Below are 14,658 nucleotides of genomic sequence, written 5' to 3'. Positions count from 1 at the left end.
CGACCGGCCCGGGCTGAGCTTCAAGGCGCCGCCCGAGCCGCCCGGCTCCACCGGCGGTGCAGCCGGCGCCGCCGGCGCCCAGGCGGCGGCGCCGGCCCGCCCGCCATCGGGCCCGGCTCCGAAGCCTCCGCCCCCGCCGCCGCGACCGGCCAAGGCCGCCGCCCCGCCACCGCCGGTTCCCCCGCCTGCACCACCCCCGCCACCGGGCGGCGTCGTGCCGCCACCGCCACCTGCACCGGGCGGCGTCGCGCCGCCACCGCCACCTGCACCGGGCGGCGTCGCGCCGCCACCGCCACCTGCACCGGGTGGGGCTACGTCTCCCGAACCATCCGGATCGGCCGCGCCGGCCCCGCCGCCCCCGGGCCGCTCGGTGCCCACCGTCCGGGTGGCACCGGTGCAGAGTCCGGCGGCATCGACGCCGTCGGCCGGCCCAAACACGCGCGAGGATCTGGGCGACGATGACGCGGCGAGGTTCCGGGCCACGCTGGCGGGTCGGGAGGCGAGCCAGCTGGTGTCCGCCGTCGGCCCGACCCCGGCCCATTCCGCCGCGGCGGAGCGGCCCGTCCCCGGATCGCAGGCCGAACGCCCCACGCCGGTACCAACCGACGACGTGCCCGGCAGCGTGTTGCCGCAGCCGCCGCAGGCCCGCTTGACGCCGGTCCGGAAGACCAAACCCAGCCGGCGGCTTCGTCCCGGCGACCTGATCTGTGCCGAATGTGGCGAGGGCAACGCACCGACTCGGAAGTTCTGCAGCCGCTGCGGCACCTCGCTCACCGAGGCGCTGCCGGTACGCCGGCGATGGTGGCAGCGGCTGATACCGCGTCGGGGTCCGCGGGTCCTGGCTGCCGGTGCGCGGCGCACCTCGGGCGGACCGCGCGACATCCGTGCCGCCCTCCGTCGGCTGTACCGTCGGGCGGTCACGATCGCCGGGATTCTTGGTGTGTTGGTCGGCCTGACCTACGTTGCCTATCCGCCTCTGCGCAACAGGGTCAACGGGATCGTCACGCCACGGGTCGAGGCGGTCAAAGACCGCGCCTGGGGGGTGGTCCATCCGACCTACGTGCCGGTTCACCCGTCGACGGTGTCCGGAACGACGGGGCGGCACGACCATCCGCCGGCCGATGTCGCCGATGGGTACAGCAACACCGCTTGGGAGGTCGTCTGGAAGCCGAACAGCCCGCCCACGCTGACTTTCGATCTGGGGCGCCGGGTGAGCCTCACCCGACTGGTTCTCACCGCCGGCACCGCCACCGGCTACGCCGACCATGACCGACCTGCACAGCTACATCTCGTCTACTCGAACCGGCAGTCGGACACCCTCACCGTCACCGACCAGGCACGACCGCAGACGTTGAAGCTGTCCCACGCGGCCGGGGTCACAGAGGTCGAGGTCCAGGTAACCCACGTGTACCGATCGCAGCATGGCAGCGACGTCGCGATCAGCGAGATCGAGTTGTTCGCCAAACAGTGAGCGCGAGACTCATCCAGTGCGCCAGCGCGGTTGGCCAAGGAGGCGGCCAGCCGTGGTGACCTGCGGTCAGTTGGCGGCGTCATCGGACCACGGCGGATCCGTGGTGTCTGTCGACGCCAGCAGCTCCGCCTGCCCAAGCTCGGCAAGAAGCTGCCGCACATGAAGGCACATCGCGTTTGCCGCGCGCTGGGGGTCCCCCGACTCGATGGCCTGGGAGATCTGGCGGTGCCAGTACCCGCTCCGCCGCGGCGCGCCGGCAACGCGCAGCGATACCCGCGCGCATGCGGTGGCCACCGGCAGCAGCGTCAGGTAAGTCGACAGGAGGATCGGATTGTGGGTGGCCTGGGCAAGTTCCTGATGAAACGCCAGTTCGCTTCGGACGCTCGCCTCCATGTCGTCGTCAGCTGTCTCCACCTGGATGGACAGCGTCCACATCCGCCGAATCTCCTCGTGGCTGGCCCGGCGGGCCGCCAGGGCGGCCATCGTCGGTCCCATGACCTCACTGGTCTCCAGGAAGTATCGAAGCAACTCAGGACGACGGGGGTCCGCCGGCACGCTCGTGCCGGCTGGCTCATCCGGAGGGCTCCCCGCCCAAGTCGTCATGTCCGGCTCCTTCTCGACCATGCTTCGGCCGACGTGGAAGCGGCACCACGCTAGTTGTCCGATCGATGCCCCGGTATCCGGCGAACGGACGATCCGGGCCGATGGGGTCAACGCCTCGCTCGCGGCCCAGGGCGGCAACCCCGCCGGCCGGGTCCGCGTCTGGCTGTTGGGGAGGATGATGTGGCCCGACCCGGCCCGCTGTACGCGGAGTTCAGCACACCCTCGTTGCCCTCGAGCGGCTGGCCTACTACCCCACGCAAGGCGCGTATCCATCGCGGGCGCGGCTGGAGGTGCGCCTGGCCCGAACCCGACCAATAGGCGCCCGTGGCCCCGCGAAGTCGACGGGTCCCTCTGCATGGCTTGGGACAGCAGAGGAGCAGGTACACGCTCTGGCGGGCTCACGCCGTATGCGTTCGGTGCGGTCTAGTCCCAGGACGCCACCCACCATGACCAGCCTTGCGGTGCCGCCGGCCAGCTGGCATCGGGCTGCCAGCCGCTGGGCGGGGCCCATCCCGGCGGTGGCGGTGGCCAGTCTGGTGGCGGGTTGAAGCGGAACGATGTCGGCGGAGGCGGGATCGGTTCGCTGGATGGAGTTGCCGTCGTTGCGCTGGGCGCCGGAGGCGCTGCCACGGCCGGTGCCGCCGCCCGGGCCTGCCGCGTGGATGTCCGCGCGTCCAACCACGTGTCGGGCAACTCATGCGCCCGCAACGCGTAGAGGACCACTTCGGTCTTGATCCGGTTGCCCTTCACCACGGCACGTACCGCAGTGATGGTGTCCTGCTCGGCCAGATGCTGGATGGTCGGGATCATGTCGCCGCTCATCTTGGGTGTCAGTTGCCCGATACGCTCCTCGTCGATGCGTACCTCGACCACGGCACGCGAGGCGCGGGCCGTCTGCTGCACCACCTCGTGCAGGGTCGCATGTACCCAGCATTCGCCCTCGGGACGCAGCCATGCGCTCAGAGTGTCCAGGTGCTGATCTTCACCAGTGACCTGGATGGCGTGCCCGGAGGGCAGCAGACGGTGAGTGCTCGACGGTGCCGCATTTGCTGGTACCAACATGTGCGGTTCAGCGAGGTCCAGGCGCACACTGCCGTGAAACTCCCGGCGCCGGTGGTCGGGACTGCCCCGAGTTTGGTTGACACTCGGGGTTGATGGGTGTCAGGCCGCGTGTGCGGTGGTGTAGATGGTCTCAAACTCGATCGGGGTCAGCCGGCCGAGGCGGGCTTGACGACGCCGGCGGTGGTAGGTGGCTTCGATCCAGGTCACGATCGCCAGCCTCAGCTGGTGACGGGTGGTCCAGCGGCGGCGGTTGAGCACGTTCTTCTGCAGCAGCGCGAAGAACGACTCCATCGCGGCGTTGTCGCCGCAGGCACCGACCCGTCCCATCGACCCGGTCAGCCCGGCCTGGTGCAGCGTGGTGACGTATTTCCGGGACCGGAACTGGCTGCCGCGATCGGAATGCACAATCGTGTGGTCCGGGCAACGCAGCCCGGTGGCGTGCCGCAGCGCGGCGACCGCCAGCTCAGAGGTCATCCGAGAGTCGATGGAGTAGCCCACGATCCGGTTGGACCACAGGTCCTTGATCGCGCACAGATACAGCTTGCCCTCGGCGGTGGGATGCTCGGTGATATCGGTCAGCCACACCCTGTTGGGTGCCGCAGCGGTGAAGTCCCTGCCGCCACCTGGCCGTTTGATCAGGTCGTCATGCACCGGCGGACCGGGCCTGCGGCCCAGACCGCGTTTGACCGAGTGGGCGCAGATGATCCGCTGGTCGCGGCACAGCCGCCATACCCGGTTGTCGCTGGCGTGGTGGCCGGCGGCGCGGAGCTGGTCGGCGACCAGCCGGTAGCCGAACTCCGGGTCATCGGCGTGCGCATCGAGTGCGGCGTTGGTCAGCCACGCATCCTGGTAGTCACGCTGGCTGACCGGGCCGGCCAGCCACTGGTAGTAGCCCTGCCGGGAGAAGCCCAGCACCCGACACGTCACCGCGACCGGCACCCGAACAGGGGCGCCGGCCGCGGCCAACTCGCGGACGAGCGGGTAGATCATTTTGGGTTGATGTCCCGGGCCAGATAGGCAGCCGCACGGCGCAGGACCTCGTTCTCCTGCTCCAGCAGCCGGTTGCGGCGCTTGAGCTCCCGCAGCTCCTGCGACTCCTCGCGGGTCACGCCGGGCCGGTTGCCGTCGGCAACATCGGCCGCTTTCAGCCAGTTGGACAGACACGACTCCGAGATCCCGAAGTCCTTCGCGATCTGCGTCAGCGGCGCGCCGCCGGCACGGGCGACCGCGACCACGTTGTCCCGAAACTCGCGGGGATAGGGCTTGGGCACAGCAAACATCCTTCCAGCAAGGCCAACAGCCTCACAGATCAGGCGGGTCTGTCAAACGTTCGGTGTATCTCAGGGTTGGGTGGGTTACTTCTTGCCGGCGGCCAGACGGCCGTCGAAGGCGATGTCGAACGCGTTGAGTGCGGGCTTCCACCGCATCATCCAGCGTTTGCGTCCGATGCCGGTCGGGTCCAGGCTCATCACCGCCATGTAGACACACTTGAGCGCGGCCTGTTCGTTGGGGAAGTGCCCGCGGGCCCGCACAGCGCGACGGATCCGGGCGTTGACCGACTCGATCGCGTTGGTCGAGCAGACCACCCGCCGGATCTCCGGGTCGAACGCCAGGAACGGCACGAACTCGGCCCAGGCGCGTTCCCAGAGCCGGACGATGGCCGGGTATCGGGTGCCCCACGCCTCGGTGAACTCGGCGAACCGCTCGGCCGCGGCGGCCTCGGTGGGCGCGGTGTAGACCGGCCGTAGCGCCTTGGCGATAGCGTCGAAGTGCTGCCGGCCGGCGTAACGGAAACTGTTGCGCAGCAGGTGCACCACGCAGGTCTGCGTCACCGTGGCTGGCCACACACTGGCGATCGCTTCCGGTAGCCCGGACAGCCCGTCGCAGACCATCATCAACACATCGGCCACAGCTCGGCGACACGCCGACCGCGAACGAGGCGGCCTGGCCACTGATGCCCTGGCGGATCAACTCAAAGAACCGGCGCTTGGTCTGCAGCGAAGCCTTGTTCCACGCGTAACGGGCCACGGCGAGTCCTTCCGATCAGGATTCGCAACGATCGCTAAAGGTTGTCCCGTAATGATCTTGATGGGTTGACGCGGAAGGACTTCACGGCCGCGTCGGGCCGGTCATACGACCATGGTCAGGTTGCGCATCAACGCGATACCGGCGGCGGCGTACCAGACGCCTCGTTGTTTGCGGCGGCAGTCGCGGAGGATCTTCCAGGACTTCATGTGGGCGAAGCAGTGCTCGACGCGGGCGCGGATACGGCGGTGGACGGTGTTGAGGTCCTGTTTCCACTGCGGCAGCGGCGGTTCACCCTCGCGCGGCTTGCGGTAGGGCATGATTACCTCCGGGTTGCCCTGGTAGCCGCCGTCGGCCATTACCGCCGCGCCGGCGCACTGTTGGTCGACGCCGGAGTCGGTGTAGGCGCGGCAGTCGTTGCGGTTGCCGGGCAACGGATCTCCGACCGCGACGGTCAGGCGGGTGTTGGCGTCGATGGCCACTTGCAGGTTGGTGGAGTACCGGTAGTTCTTCGACCGGGCCGACATGTTCCGGTCGTGGGTGGGCGCCAGCGTGCCGTCCACGATCAGGACCGTGTCGGGTCGGTGCCGGCGGCTCTGGGGCTCCAGTACCAGGTGTGGGGCCAGGTGATCGACGATGCGCCCGGCGGCCGACTTCGATACTCCGAACAGCGGCGCGATCTGCCGCAGGGTCAGGTTGGTGCGGTAGTAGGTGGCCACCAACAGCACCCGGTCGGCCAGCGGGAGCCCCCACCGGCGGCCAGCGCCGGTCTGCTGTCCGCCGCGACCAGCCACGATGGCCACCAGCTTGCCGAACTGCCGGGCTGACAGGCCGGTGAACACCGGGATCCACTGCGGCTGATCGGACCTGATCGTCTGCTCCACACCAAGGTCAACGACCGAGCGGACCAACGATTACGGGACAACCTTTAGAACCTGCCCCGCATCCAGCGGCCGGTTCTGCCACTCGACCATGCCCTCGATCACCTTGTCGGTGATCGTGGAGATCGTCTGCCGTGACACCTGCGCCCTATATACCTCGACCAGATGGGCCTGGACCTCGCCGGTAGTCAATCCCTTGGCCGCCAGAGAGATCACCATCTCATCGACCCCGGACAGCCGCTTCTGTCGCTTCGCCACGATCCTCGGCTCGAAACTGCCGTTGCGGTCCCGAGGCACATCCAGCTCGACCGGACCGACCTCGGTGAGCACGGTCTTGCTGCGGACGCCGTTGCGGGAGTTGCCGCTACCTCGACCAGCCGGATCGTGAGCCTGGTAGCCCAGATGGTCGGTAATCTCGCCCTCCAACGCCGACTCCAGCACCCGCTTGGTCAGCGCCGCCAGCAGCCCGCCCTCCCCGGTCCGCTGCAGCCCACCGGCCTTGGCCCGATCGACCAGCTGATCAATCAGCTGCTCATCCAGCCCGCCCAGGCCAGCCGCCGGTGCCGGATCGTCGGTGTTGTCCATACCGGACATCATCTCGGTCATCGATGTCATTTCCATGATCGGGAGTTACACCGAACGTCTTACAGTCCCGGTTCTGGGCGCCCATGGCGATCACGGCCAGGGGTCGGATCGGCGTGGGTCGTAGTCGCCGGCGAGCCAGCGCAGGAACCGCACCGGGTGCGTCACGTAGCTCTCGATCGTGCTGCGGCTGTGGTTTCCGGTGTCCTCCAGCGTCTGGTGGTATCGGGCCAGTTCGACGTACAGCTGTCGAATCGTGTAGGTGCGTTCGGGGTCTGTGGAGCGGGGCACGCTGGCATTCCTTACCTCTCGGACAGCGTCTCGGTGCGATCGAATCGGGGCGCGCGATATCGCCCGGGCGCGGCAGCGCCGGCCGAGCACACGTAGCCGCGGTCGGCGGCACGCGCGAGATGTGCCGCCGACCACGCCGCATCTCGTGGTCCCGGCGACCCCAGGTGATGCTCGGTCATTGCACAGTACAATAATGTCCTGGTGCATGAAACGGCTGCGGGTGAGGACCTCGTCGATGCGTTGATTTCGGCCAGCCGGGCGCTGGTGGCGGTGGCGGCGCGGTCGGTGTCCGGGTTGCCGTCGGAGGTGACGCTGCCGCAGTACCGTGCGCTGGTCGTGCTGGCCAGCCGCGGGCCGCAGCGCGGGGTGGAGCTCGCGGCCGAGCTGGGCGTCAATCCGTCCACGGCGACGCGGCTGATCGAGCGGCTGGTGCGTGCCGATCTGGTCGAGCGACGGCCAGTCTCGGGCGACCGGCGGGCGGTGTCGGTGGCGTTGCGCCCAGCCGGGATCCGGCTGGTCCGCACGGTCACGCGGCGTCGCCGCAGCGAGGTGGCGCGGATCGTCGCGGCGATGCCGGCCGCGCAGCGCATCGGCGCGGAGGGCGCGTTGCGGGCGTTCGCCGACGCGGCCGGCGAGGTCCCCGAGCACGGGTGGTGGCTGGGGTTCGCGATGCCCGACGAGGACGAGCACAGGGCATGACCCGGTACGTCGGGGCATCGCTGCCGGGCCGCATCGGTACGTCGAAGCTGCCGGGCCGCACCGGTACGTCGAACCACGGAGAGCGGGCATGAGCAGCGAGTCCCCGGCGTCGATCGTGCGGCGTCCCTCGACGCGGCTGGCGCGCGGATTCGACTGGCTGCGCGGAACACCGACCGGGCTGGTCCCGCTGGCGCTGGCGGTCGGTGCCGGTGCCGGCCTCGGCGCGGTCGCGTTCCGCTACCTGATCGGCTGGTTCACCGAACTGTTCACCGGCCACAGCGACTACTCGGCCGCCGGGCCTGCGATCAACCCGCTGGTGCCGTGGCTGGGCATCTTCTTCGTCGTGCTGGCACCGGCGGTGGGCGGCCTGGTGTACGGACCGATCGTGCAGCGGTTCGCCCGCGAGGCGCGCGGGCACGGGGTGCCGGAGGTGATGCTCGCGGTCGCCGAACGGGGCGGCCGGATCGGTCCGCAGGTGGTGGTGGTCAAAGCGCTGGCCTCGGCGCTGTGCATCGGTTCGGGCGGATCGGTGGGCCGGGAGGGCCCCATCGTGCAGATCGGCTCCGCCCTGGGGTCGTCACTGGGCCAGCTGGTACGGCTGCCGGAACGGCGGCTACGGTTGCTCGTCGCCTGCGGCGCCGCCGGCGGGATCTCGGCGACGTTCAACGCGCCGATCGCCGGGGTGTTCTTCGCGATGGAGCTCATCCTCGGCGACTTCGGCGTCGAGTCGTTCGGCGCGGTGGTCCTCGCCTCGGTCACCTCCGCGGTGATCGGCCGGGCGGTGTTCGGCGACGAGCCGTTCCTGCACCTGCCCGCGTTCCACCTGACCTCCCCGGCCGAGTTCGGTGCGTACGCGGTGCTCGGGTTGCTCGCCGCCGTGGTGGGCGTGGCATTCGTCAAGGTGCTGTACGGGATCGAGGACCTCGCCGACAAGATCTGGCGCGGCCCGGAATGGCTGCGCCCCGCCGTCGGCGGCCTGCTGCTGGGCGGGGTGCTGCTCGCACTGCCGCAGCTGTACGGAGTCGGCTACCCGGTGCTGTCCGGCGCGATCGACGGGCACTACGTGCTGTGGTTCCTGCTGATCCTGCTGGCAGGCAAGATGGTGGCGACCAGCCTGACCATCGCCGTCGGCGGCTCCGGCGGGGTGTTCGCGCCATCGCTGTTTCTCGGTGCGATGCTGGGCACCGCGTTCGGCCAGCTGGCCCACGCCGGGCTGCCGAGCATCGTGGGCTCGGCCGGGGCGTACGGGATCGTCGGGATGGGGGCGGTGTTCGCCGCCACGGCCAGGGCACCGATCACCGCGGTACTGATCATCTTCGAACTGACCGGCGACTACTCGATCATCCTGCCGCTGATGACCGCGGTCGTACTGGCCACCGCGCTGTCGAAGAAACTGTCCCGGGACACCATCTACACGCTCAAGCTACGGCGTCGGGGCATCGATCTGTTGCGGGGCAAGCCGGCCAGCCCGCTGGAGTCGATGCCGGTGTCCACCGCGATGCGGGCCATGCCACCACCGATCGGCGTGGACGCGCCGCTGGACGCCGTGCTGGCACGGCTGACCGACACCAACGATGCGGTGGTGCCGGTGGTCGACGACGCGGGCCGCTACCGCGGCGTGTTGACCTCCCGGGACGCCGAGCGTGCCGCCACCGACAACGCCCTCGACGACAGCGCCGGCCGGCTCGCCGCGCTACCGCCCGCGCTGTCCGGAACGCAGAACCTCAGCAGCGCACTGGATCTGCTCAACGAGGCCGACGAGGACGGCCTGCCGGTGCTGTCCGACGACGGTACCCGCATCGTCGGCTGGCTGACCCACCGCGACGTGCTCACCGCGTACCGGCAGACGGTGCGCAGCACCGCCGAGCGCGCCCGACCCGACCGCCCCGCGATCGGCGGATTCCGGGTGGTGACACTGGAGCTGACCGGCCCCGGCCCGCTGCCGGACTCCCGCATCGACCAGGTCGACTGGCCACCCAACACCCGAGTCATGGCGCTGCGACGCGACGGCCACGCCCTACCGGTCACCGCCGGCACCACGCTGGCCTGCGGCGATCGACTCACCGTCCTGGTACCACCCGAACATGCCGACACCCTCACCGACCTGGCCGCAAAGCGCACTTCAGCCTGACCGCAGCCACCATGGTCGGCGGTAATCGGGGACAACGGCACTGCGGCGCTGTTGGGCGACGTTCTGCACAATGCGCCCGACGAGTTGATCGCCATCCCGCTCGGCATACCTAGTCGGCGGGCGGATCGGATCGGCGGCGCTAGTCGCCGACGGTCCTGCCGCGGCAGAACGGGTCGGGGCCGCATGTACCGCACGCCCTGCACCGGGCTCCTCGCGCGTCCTCGAACTGGCGCACGAACCGAGGCAGCATGGCGAACCCGGCGCGCGGCTGATCACCACAACCGGTGCGCAGTGTTGGGGATGTCGAACCAGGCGAACGGCTGGCTCGACAGGTTGCGCAGCACCGTGGTGAACAGCACGAAGAACACCACGTACGCAATCAGCCAGCGCTTACCAGGCCGCCGCATCGGGAGCCGCACCCCCACCGTGGACAGCGCCCAGACCAGCCACCCGTACAGCAGGAAGGGCACCGCGAGCACGAACGGCAGATGCATTCGCACCGCGTCGACCAGATCACCGTGAATCAGGTAGTAGAAGGCTCGGGTGCCACCGCAGCCCGGACCGTTGACCCCGAACAGCAGGTGCCAGGCACACGGGCCCAGCGGGCCCTCCTTGCCGTTGGTCGGGTCGAACGCTTGCACCCACCCGACCGCGCCGGCAACTGGCACCACCATCAGCCACGGACCGAGCACCCGAACCCGTCGCCAGATCCGACCGAGCGGCCCCGGTGCGGCGAAGGCCGACGGACCGCTCGGGGTGGCCACAACATCGGACACGGAGTCGCTCCTTCGAATCGGCGTCGCATCGACCCGGCTGGCGCCGGGCAGAGCCGTGGTCGCTCCGAGATCACCGCCGGCCATCATCCCTCCCGGACAGCCGGCAAGCATCACCATTGTCGCGTACCACACGAGAAGAACGGAACGGTTGGTCGGGTGAGGCGATCCAGCCGGGTGCGGAGACGCTGGCGACGGAGACCTGCGCGGTCGGCATCGGTGGCCGCTGGCCAGCTGGTCGACGATGCTTCGACTGCTGCTGGGTACCAGACTGGCCGAACCTGCGAGGCCGCGGGTGCTGTCGGTCGACGACTTCGCGCTACGCCGTGGCCGCCGCTACGCCACCCTGCTACTCGACGCGGTCACCCACGAGCGTGTGGACGTGCTGCCTGACCGGAAGGCCGCCACGCTGACCGGTTGGCTGGTCGAGCATCCCGGTGTTGAGATCGTATGCCGGACGGGTCGGCCATCTACGCCCAAGCTGTCCTCGATGCTGGCGCGAGCATCGTGCGGGCCTCCGACCGGTGGCACCTGTGGCACAACCTTGCCGCCGCGGTCGACAAGACCGTCACTGCGGACGCCTCCTGCTGGAACAGCCTGCCTCACCACACATCGAAGTCCTGGAAGATCCTGCGCGACTGCCGCCGCATACGACACGGTGTCTGGTACGCCGCGGCCGGCATCGCGTTGACGCGCAACCTGACGATGGTCGTTTGACCGGCGGGCGCCGCGGCGAAGTCCTGCTACACCAACCCACCAAGATCATTACGAGACAACCTCTAGACTGCAGGGATGGGCGCTCGGCCCGAACGAGCGCACAGGTGAGGTGAGATCGATGCTGGCACTGGCGAAGAAGTCGTTTCACAATCCGGACGAGGTGCGCACTCCGCCGCTCACCCGCGTCGAGGTGATCGTCTTCGGTAACGCCAAGGCGGCCCGCATGACGTTGCAACCCGGATGGCACTGGGCCGAACACATCAAACCCGTCGCAGGCACGCCGACCTGCCAGTCGCACCACGTCGGCACCGTACTGGCGGGACAGCTGCGGGTGACCCACCCCGACTCCGGCGAGATCGAGATCGGCCCGGGCGACGCGTACGAGATCCTGCCCGGGCACGACGCGTGGGTCGTGGGCGACGAACCGTTCGTCGGTTTGGAGTTCGAGACCACCACTGTCGAGGAGTATGCGACCGGCGGGAAGCACTGACCGCTGGGCGTACGGGGAGCGTGCTGGGCAGTACCACCAGGATCCCGGCGAGAACGGACTCGTACGACAACCCGGTCGCCGACACGCCTCCGCCGACTCCACCCGCAGAGCCCGGCGAAGAAGTGTGGCTGGCTGCCGTTCTGCAAGGTCAAGCAGGCTGGAATCACAGGGTCGATGCTGGCCGCGCTCTCCGACCCGGACGGCGGGCAACTGCGGCCGAGACGGTTCCGCGGCTGTACGACGCCCTGCCCGACTCGCCGGAGCTGGGCCAGCCGTCGACGGCGACTTAACGCTGGTCCGTGTGCGGCTCGTGGCGACCGTCCCGGGCGTCGATGCTCGGTACGCCTCCCGGGCATCGCTCGGTCGGCCGGGCCGAAAACTCCTGCATCACCGGCGATGCTGGGATCCGGTCACAGGCGCGGTGCAGCTTCCGGCGTCACCGGGTCAGGTTCGACCCAGATGTGTCGTCGGACCAGGTATCCGAGCAACACCAGGGCAATCAGGCCGGCGGCGACCGCGCGGCGCAAGAAGGCGCCGGTGGAGTCCAGGCACGGACCAACTGGCCCGTCCCGGACCGCCACGTTGGCGCCGTCCGGGATGTTGATGAAGTAAGGGTCCACCCCTGAAACGTCGACGTCCTCGATGCGGCCGTCCGCATGGCGCAGTGTCCCGCGGCAGCGGTCCTGTTGGCGACCCCCGTTGCAGACCACGTGGTAGACCACCGTGCGGACACCAGCAGGTCCTTCCGGCCGCCCAGTTTTCCGTGATGACGCTGCTCCGCGTCGACGCAGCGGACGTGAGCTGCTCTGCAAGGCGATCGTGGTCAAGTCGTCGTCTGTAGACTTTCGGGTTACCGCTCCGCTGCGAGGAAAGGGGCCGCCGATGGCGCGCACGGGTCGACGCCCAGGTCCATCGCACACCCGTGAAGACATCCTTCGATCAGCTGCGCTCTGGTTCGGCGCACGAGGCTATGAGAAGGCAACGATTCGGACCATCGCGGCTGATGCCGCTGTTGACCCAGCCATGATTCGCCGGCTCTTCGGGAGCAAAGACGGGCTGTTCAGTGCGCTCGTCGCGGCGACGATTCATCCCAGCGAGACGGTTGGCGCCGTGCTCCAGGGGCCCCCAGACCGTGCCGGCAACCGCCTCGTGAGCCAGTTCCTGAAGTTGTCGGGGCCAGCCGGTCGTCCCGCGCCGCTGATCGGACTGATCCGTTCGGCGGTGGCCGCCGACCATCCAGCTGCGCTGATGCGTGAGTTCCTCACCGAGCAGGTGCTCATGCCCATTGCGCGTGGGCTGAACGCCGACCGGCCCGAGCTGCGGGGCGCGTTGTGCGCGAGCCAGCTGGTCGGCCTGGCGGTGTCCCGACAGGTAATCCGGCTCCCTGCCTTGCAAGACGCGAGCGACCAACAACTGGCGTCCTGGCTCGCCCCGGTGCTGCAGCACTATCTGACCGGGGATCTCTCCTCGGATGCATGACGCCGTGGGCGGTGACGAGTCACCGATCCCCATCGCTTCTGCCATCTGCTGCAACGATGGTGCATCTACGGTTTGCCGACCATCTGCTTGGCAGCCAGTGTGTCTGCCTGCGCAACGATGCCGTGGACGATCGCGGCAGCTGGCTGGATGTCGTGGACCAGACCGGCTGACTCGCCACAGTAGAGCGCTAGTGCCCCGACGTCTCCGGACAGGTTGGGAAGCGGTGGCTGATCTTCGTAGCGTGGGCACGCGCGATCTGGGCCGGTGGTGATGACCTCACCCTCGCCCGGCCGGTGCGGTGACGGCGGCGAGCCCGCCGCTTCCCACTGCCGCAGGGTCGAGTTGCGCAAGCCACGGTGAGGAGAATTTGGCCAGCCGACGTTGCAGCACTTTGTGTGGCTGGTGTCGTCCGCCGCGGCGTCCAGGATGGTCTACCTGCCCTTACGGAGGTCTTTCGCCAAGTCGAGGCCGCCGTGCAGGTAGACCAGCGAGGACGCCAGATTCTCACGCGATGAGTTCAGCGCGGCCGATGAAGTCGGCAGGCGTGCTCCACCGGGTGGTGATGTCGTCCTCGACGGCATCCTCAGGCAGCGCCGTGCAGACCGCGGAGGCGGCGGCATCCGGCCAACCGCACCGCATCGGACCGCACCGGGGCCGTTTCAACCATCGTTGCTCGCTGCCGGGCTGGCCCGCAGCAACTCGGACGTCCTCGGCGGATGGCGCGCCGCACGTGCGTGGGCTGGGGTACGGCGGTGCGCCGCGTGGGCCGGTGCCTGGTCTGGGTGATGCCGATGCGCTCGGCCTCGACGCGGGCATGCGGATCGTCATCGCGATCGGCGTCGCGGCCGATGGGTGGGCACTCCCGTTCGGTTCGCCTTCGCGGTCGGTTTCAGAATCTGGGCTTCTTGGGGCTGCGAGGACGGCCTTGTCGCTCCGGACTGGCTGAGCTGGGCCGGGATGGCAGGCCGAACACCCGTCGGCGCAACGCATCCGCCAGTGGAATCGGCAGTCGCGCGATGACGCTGAGCGGCAACGCATTCTTGCCGACGGTGTAGCGCGCGCGGGGCCGACGAGTCGTGAGCGCTCGAACGATCGTATCCGCGACTACTTCCGGCCGACTGCCATGCGCATGCATGCCAACGAACCTCGAGGCCATGGCGTGAAAAGCCGTTCCATACCGGCTGCGTTCCGCGGTGGAGAACCCCTGCTCGATTCGCTCTGCATCCCGCGCAAGCTTGTCTCCGGCGTCGGTGTGGATGGTGGCCGGATCCACGAGAATCGTGCGGATGCCCGATCCGGCAAGTTCCTGACGCAGGGCGTGTGTTGCCGCTGTGAGGGCGGCCTTCGGCACCACGATCGGCCCAGTGAAGGGGGGTGTGGCACGGACTCCGATCGACCCGATCATCACGATGCGCCCTTGGGCCTGTCGAAGCAGGGGGGGACTGCCCCGAGTT

At 69.1% G+C, this 14,658-nt stretch carries 13 protein-coding genes and 4 pseudogenes; 7 read left to right on the top strand and 10 right to left on the bottom strand.

The annotated features are described in order from the left end of the window. Nucleotides 1-394 precede the first annotated feature (394 nt). Complete coding sequence (locus Asera_RS29825; protein WP_157035211.1) at nucleotides 395-1,471, top strand: NADase-type glycan-binding domain-containing protein; 1,077 nt, start codon at nucleotides 395-397, stop codon at nucleotides 1,469-1,471. A gap of 66 nt (nucleotides 1,472-1,537) precedes the next feature. Here the strand turns inward: Asera_RS29825 and Asera_RS29820 are convergent, their stop codons facing one another. From Asera_RS29820 to Asera_RS29790, 7 genes and pseudogenes are all read right to left on the bottom strand, one after another. Continuing rightward, nucleotides 1,538-2,074 (bottom strand): FadR/GntR family transcriptional regulator, encoded by a 537-nt coding sequence (locus Asera_RS29820; RefSeq protein ID WP_169745931.1) that lies wholly within the window; start codon nucleotides 2,072-2,074, stop codon nucleotides 1,538-1,540. 423 nt (nucleotides 2,075-2,497) lie between these two features. Beyond that, the gene (locus tag Asera_RS29815; RefSeq protein ID WP_212804765.1) at nucleotides 2,498-3,163 is read right to left on the bottom strand and encodes a hypothetical protein; all 666 of its coding nucleotides are present in this window, start codon (nucleotides 3,161-3,163) and stop codon (nucleotides 2,498-2,500) included. Nucleotides 3,164-3,235: 72 nt separating this feature from the next. Continuing rightward, a protein-coding gene (locus tag Asera_RS29810) for an IS3 family transposase (RefSeq protein ID WP_169745943.1) occupies nucleotides 3,236-4,407 on the bottom strand; the annotation gives its coding sequence in 2 pieces (ribosomal slippage) (nucleotides 3,236-4,137 and nucleotides 4,137-4,407; 1,173 coding nt in all). 84 nt (nucleotides 4,408-4,491) lie between these two features. Then, nucleotides 4,492-5,052: pseudogene (locus tag Asera_RS29805) on the bottom strand (IS256 family transposase); the annotation flags it as partial. Nucleotides 5,053-5,265: 213 nt separating this feature from the next. Next, on the bottom strand, nucleotides 5,266-6,045 hold the full coding sequence (locus tag Asera_RS29800; RefSeq protein ID WP_212804483.1) for a transposase: 780 nt from the start codon (nucleotides 6,043-6,045) through the stop codon (nucleotides 5,266-5,268). A gap of 60 nt (nucleotides 6,046-6,105) precedes the next feature. Continuing rightward, a pseudogene (locus Asera_RS29795) lies at nucleotides 6,106-6,627 on the bottom strand (transposase); the annotation flags it as partial. Between the two features lie 90 nt (nucleotides 6,628-6,717). Then, the gene (locus tag Asera_RS29790; protein ID WP_030450019.1) at nucleotides 6,718-6,915 is read right to left on the bottom strand and encodes a hypothetical protein; all 198 of its coding nucleotides are present in this window, start codon (nucleotides 6,913-6,915) and stop codon (nucleotides 6,718-6,720) included. 201 nt (nucleotides 6,916-7,116) lie between these two features. Here Asera_RS29790 and Asera_RS29785 point away from each other — a divergent pair, with 201 nt between their 5' ends. Both Asera_RS29785 and Asera_RS29780 read left to right on the top strand, forming a co-directional pair. Beyond that, nucleotides 7,117-7,614, top strand: coding sequence for a MarR family winged helix-turn-helix transcriptional regulator (locus Asera_RS29785; RefSeq protein ID WP_030450018.1), 498 nt, complete (start codon nucleotides 7,117-7,119; stop codon nucleotides 7,612-7,614). Between the two features lie 88 nt (nucleotides 7,615-7,702). Continuing rightward, the gene (locus Asera_RS29780) at nucleotides 7,703-9,745 is read left to right on the top strand and encodes a chloride channel protein (RefSeq protein ID WP_084132968.1); all 2,043 of its coding nucleotides are present in this window, start codon (nucleotides 7,703-7,705) and stop codon (nucleotides 9,743-9,745) included. A 272-nt stretch (nucleotides 9,746-10,017) separates the two neighbouring features. Here the strand turns inward: Asera_RS29780 and Asera_RS29775 are convergent, their stop codons facing one another. Next, a complete protein-coding gene (locus Asera_RS29775) occupies nucleotides 10,018-10,521 on the bottom strand; it encodes a DUF2752 domain-containing protein (protein ID WP_244844076.1) in 504 nt (167 codons plus the stop codon). Nucleotides 10,522-10,759: 238 nt separating this feature from the next. On the opposite strand from Asera_RS29775, the pseudogene Asera_RS33420 reads away from it, so the two are divergent. From Asera_RS33420 to Asera_RS29765, 3 genes and pseudogenes are all read left to right on the top strand, one after another. After that, nucleotides 10,760-11,109, top strand: a pseudogene (locus Asera_RS33420) (transposase); the annotation flags it as partial. 24 nt (nucleotides 11,110-11,133) lie between these two features. Further along, nucleotides 11,134-11,235, top strand: a pseudogene (locus Asera_RS34080) (IS5/IS1182 family transposase); the annotation flags it as partial. A 118-nt stretch (nucleotides 11,236-11,353) separates the two neighbouring features. Next, the gene (locus Asera_RS29765; protein WP_030450014.1) at nucleotides 11,354-11,725 is read left to right on the top strand and encodes a cupin domain-containing protein; all 372 of its coding nucleotides are present in this window, start codon (nucleotides 11,354-11,356) and stop codon (nucleotides 11,723-11,725) included. A gap of 410 nt (nucleotides 11,726-12,135) precedes the next feature. Here the strand turns inward: Asera_RS29765 and Asera_RS29760 are convergent, their stop codons facing one another. Beyond that, nucleotides 12,136-12,447, bottom strand: a complete 312-nt coding sequence (locus Asera_RS29760) for a hypothetical protein (RefSeq protein WP_030450013.1) — start codon at nucleotides 12,445-12,447, stop codon at nucleotides 12,136-12,138. 160 nt (nucleotides 12,448-12,607) lie between these two features. Between Asera_RS29760 and Asera_RS29755 the strand changes: the two genes are divergently transcribed. Then, nucleotides 12,608-13,204, top strand: coding sequence for a TetR/AcrR family transcriptional regulator (locus tag Asera_RS29755; protein WP_030450012.1), 597 nt, complete (start codon nucleotides 12,608-12,610; stop codon nucleotides 13,202-13,204). 889 nt (nucleotides 13,205-14,093) lie between these two features. Here the strand turns inward: Asera_RS29755 and Asera_RS29750 are convergent. Next, entirely contained in the window at nucleotides 14,094-14,639 is a 546-nt protein-coding gene (locus Asera_RS29750; protein ID WP_280529772.1) for an SDR family oxidoreductase, read from the bottom strand. Nucleotides 14,640-14,658 lie beyond the last annotated feature (19 nt).

Source organism: Actinocatenispora sera, assembly GCF_018324685.1.
Lineage (GTDB): Bacteria > Actinomycetota > Actinomycetes > Mycobacteriales > Micromonosporaceae > Actinocatenispora > Actinocatenispora sera.
Note: the sequence above shows the minus strand (reverse complement) of the source record. Positions and strands in the feature narration are given on the sequence as shown.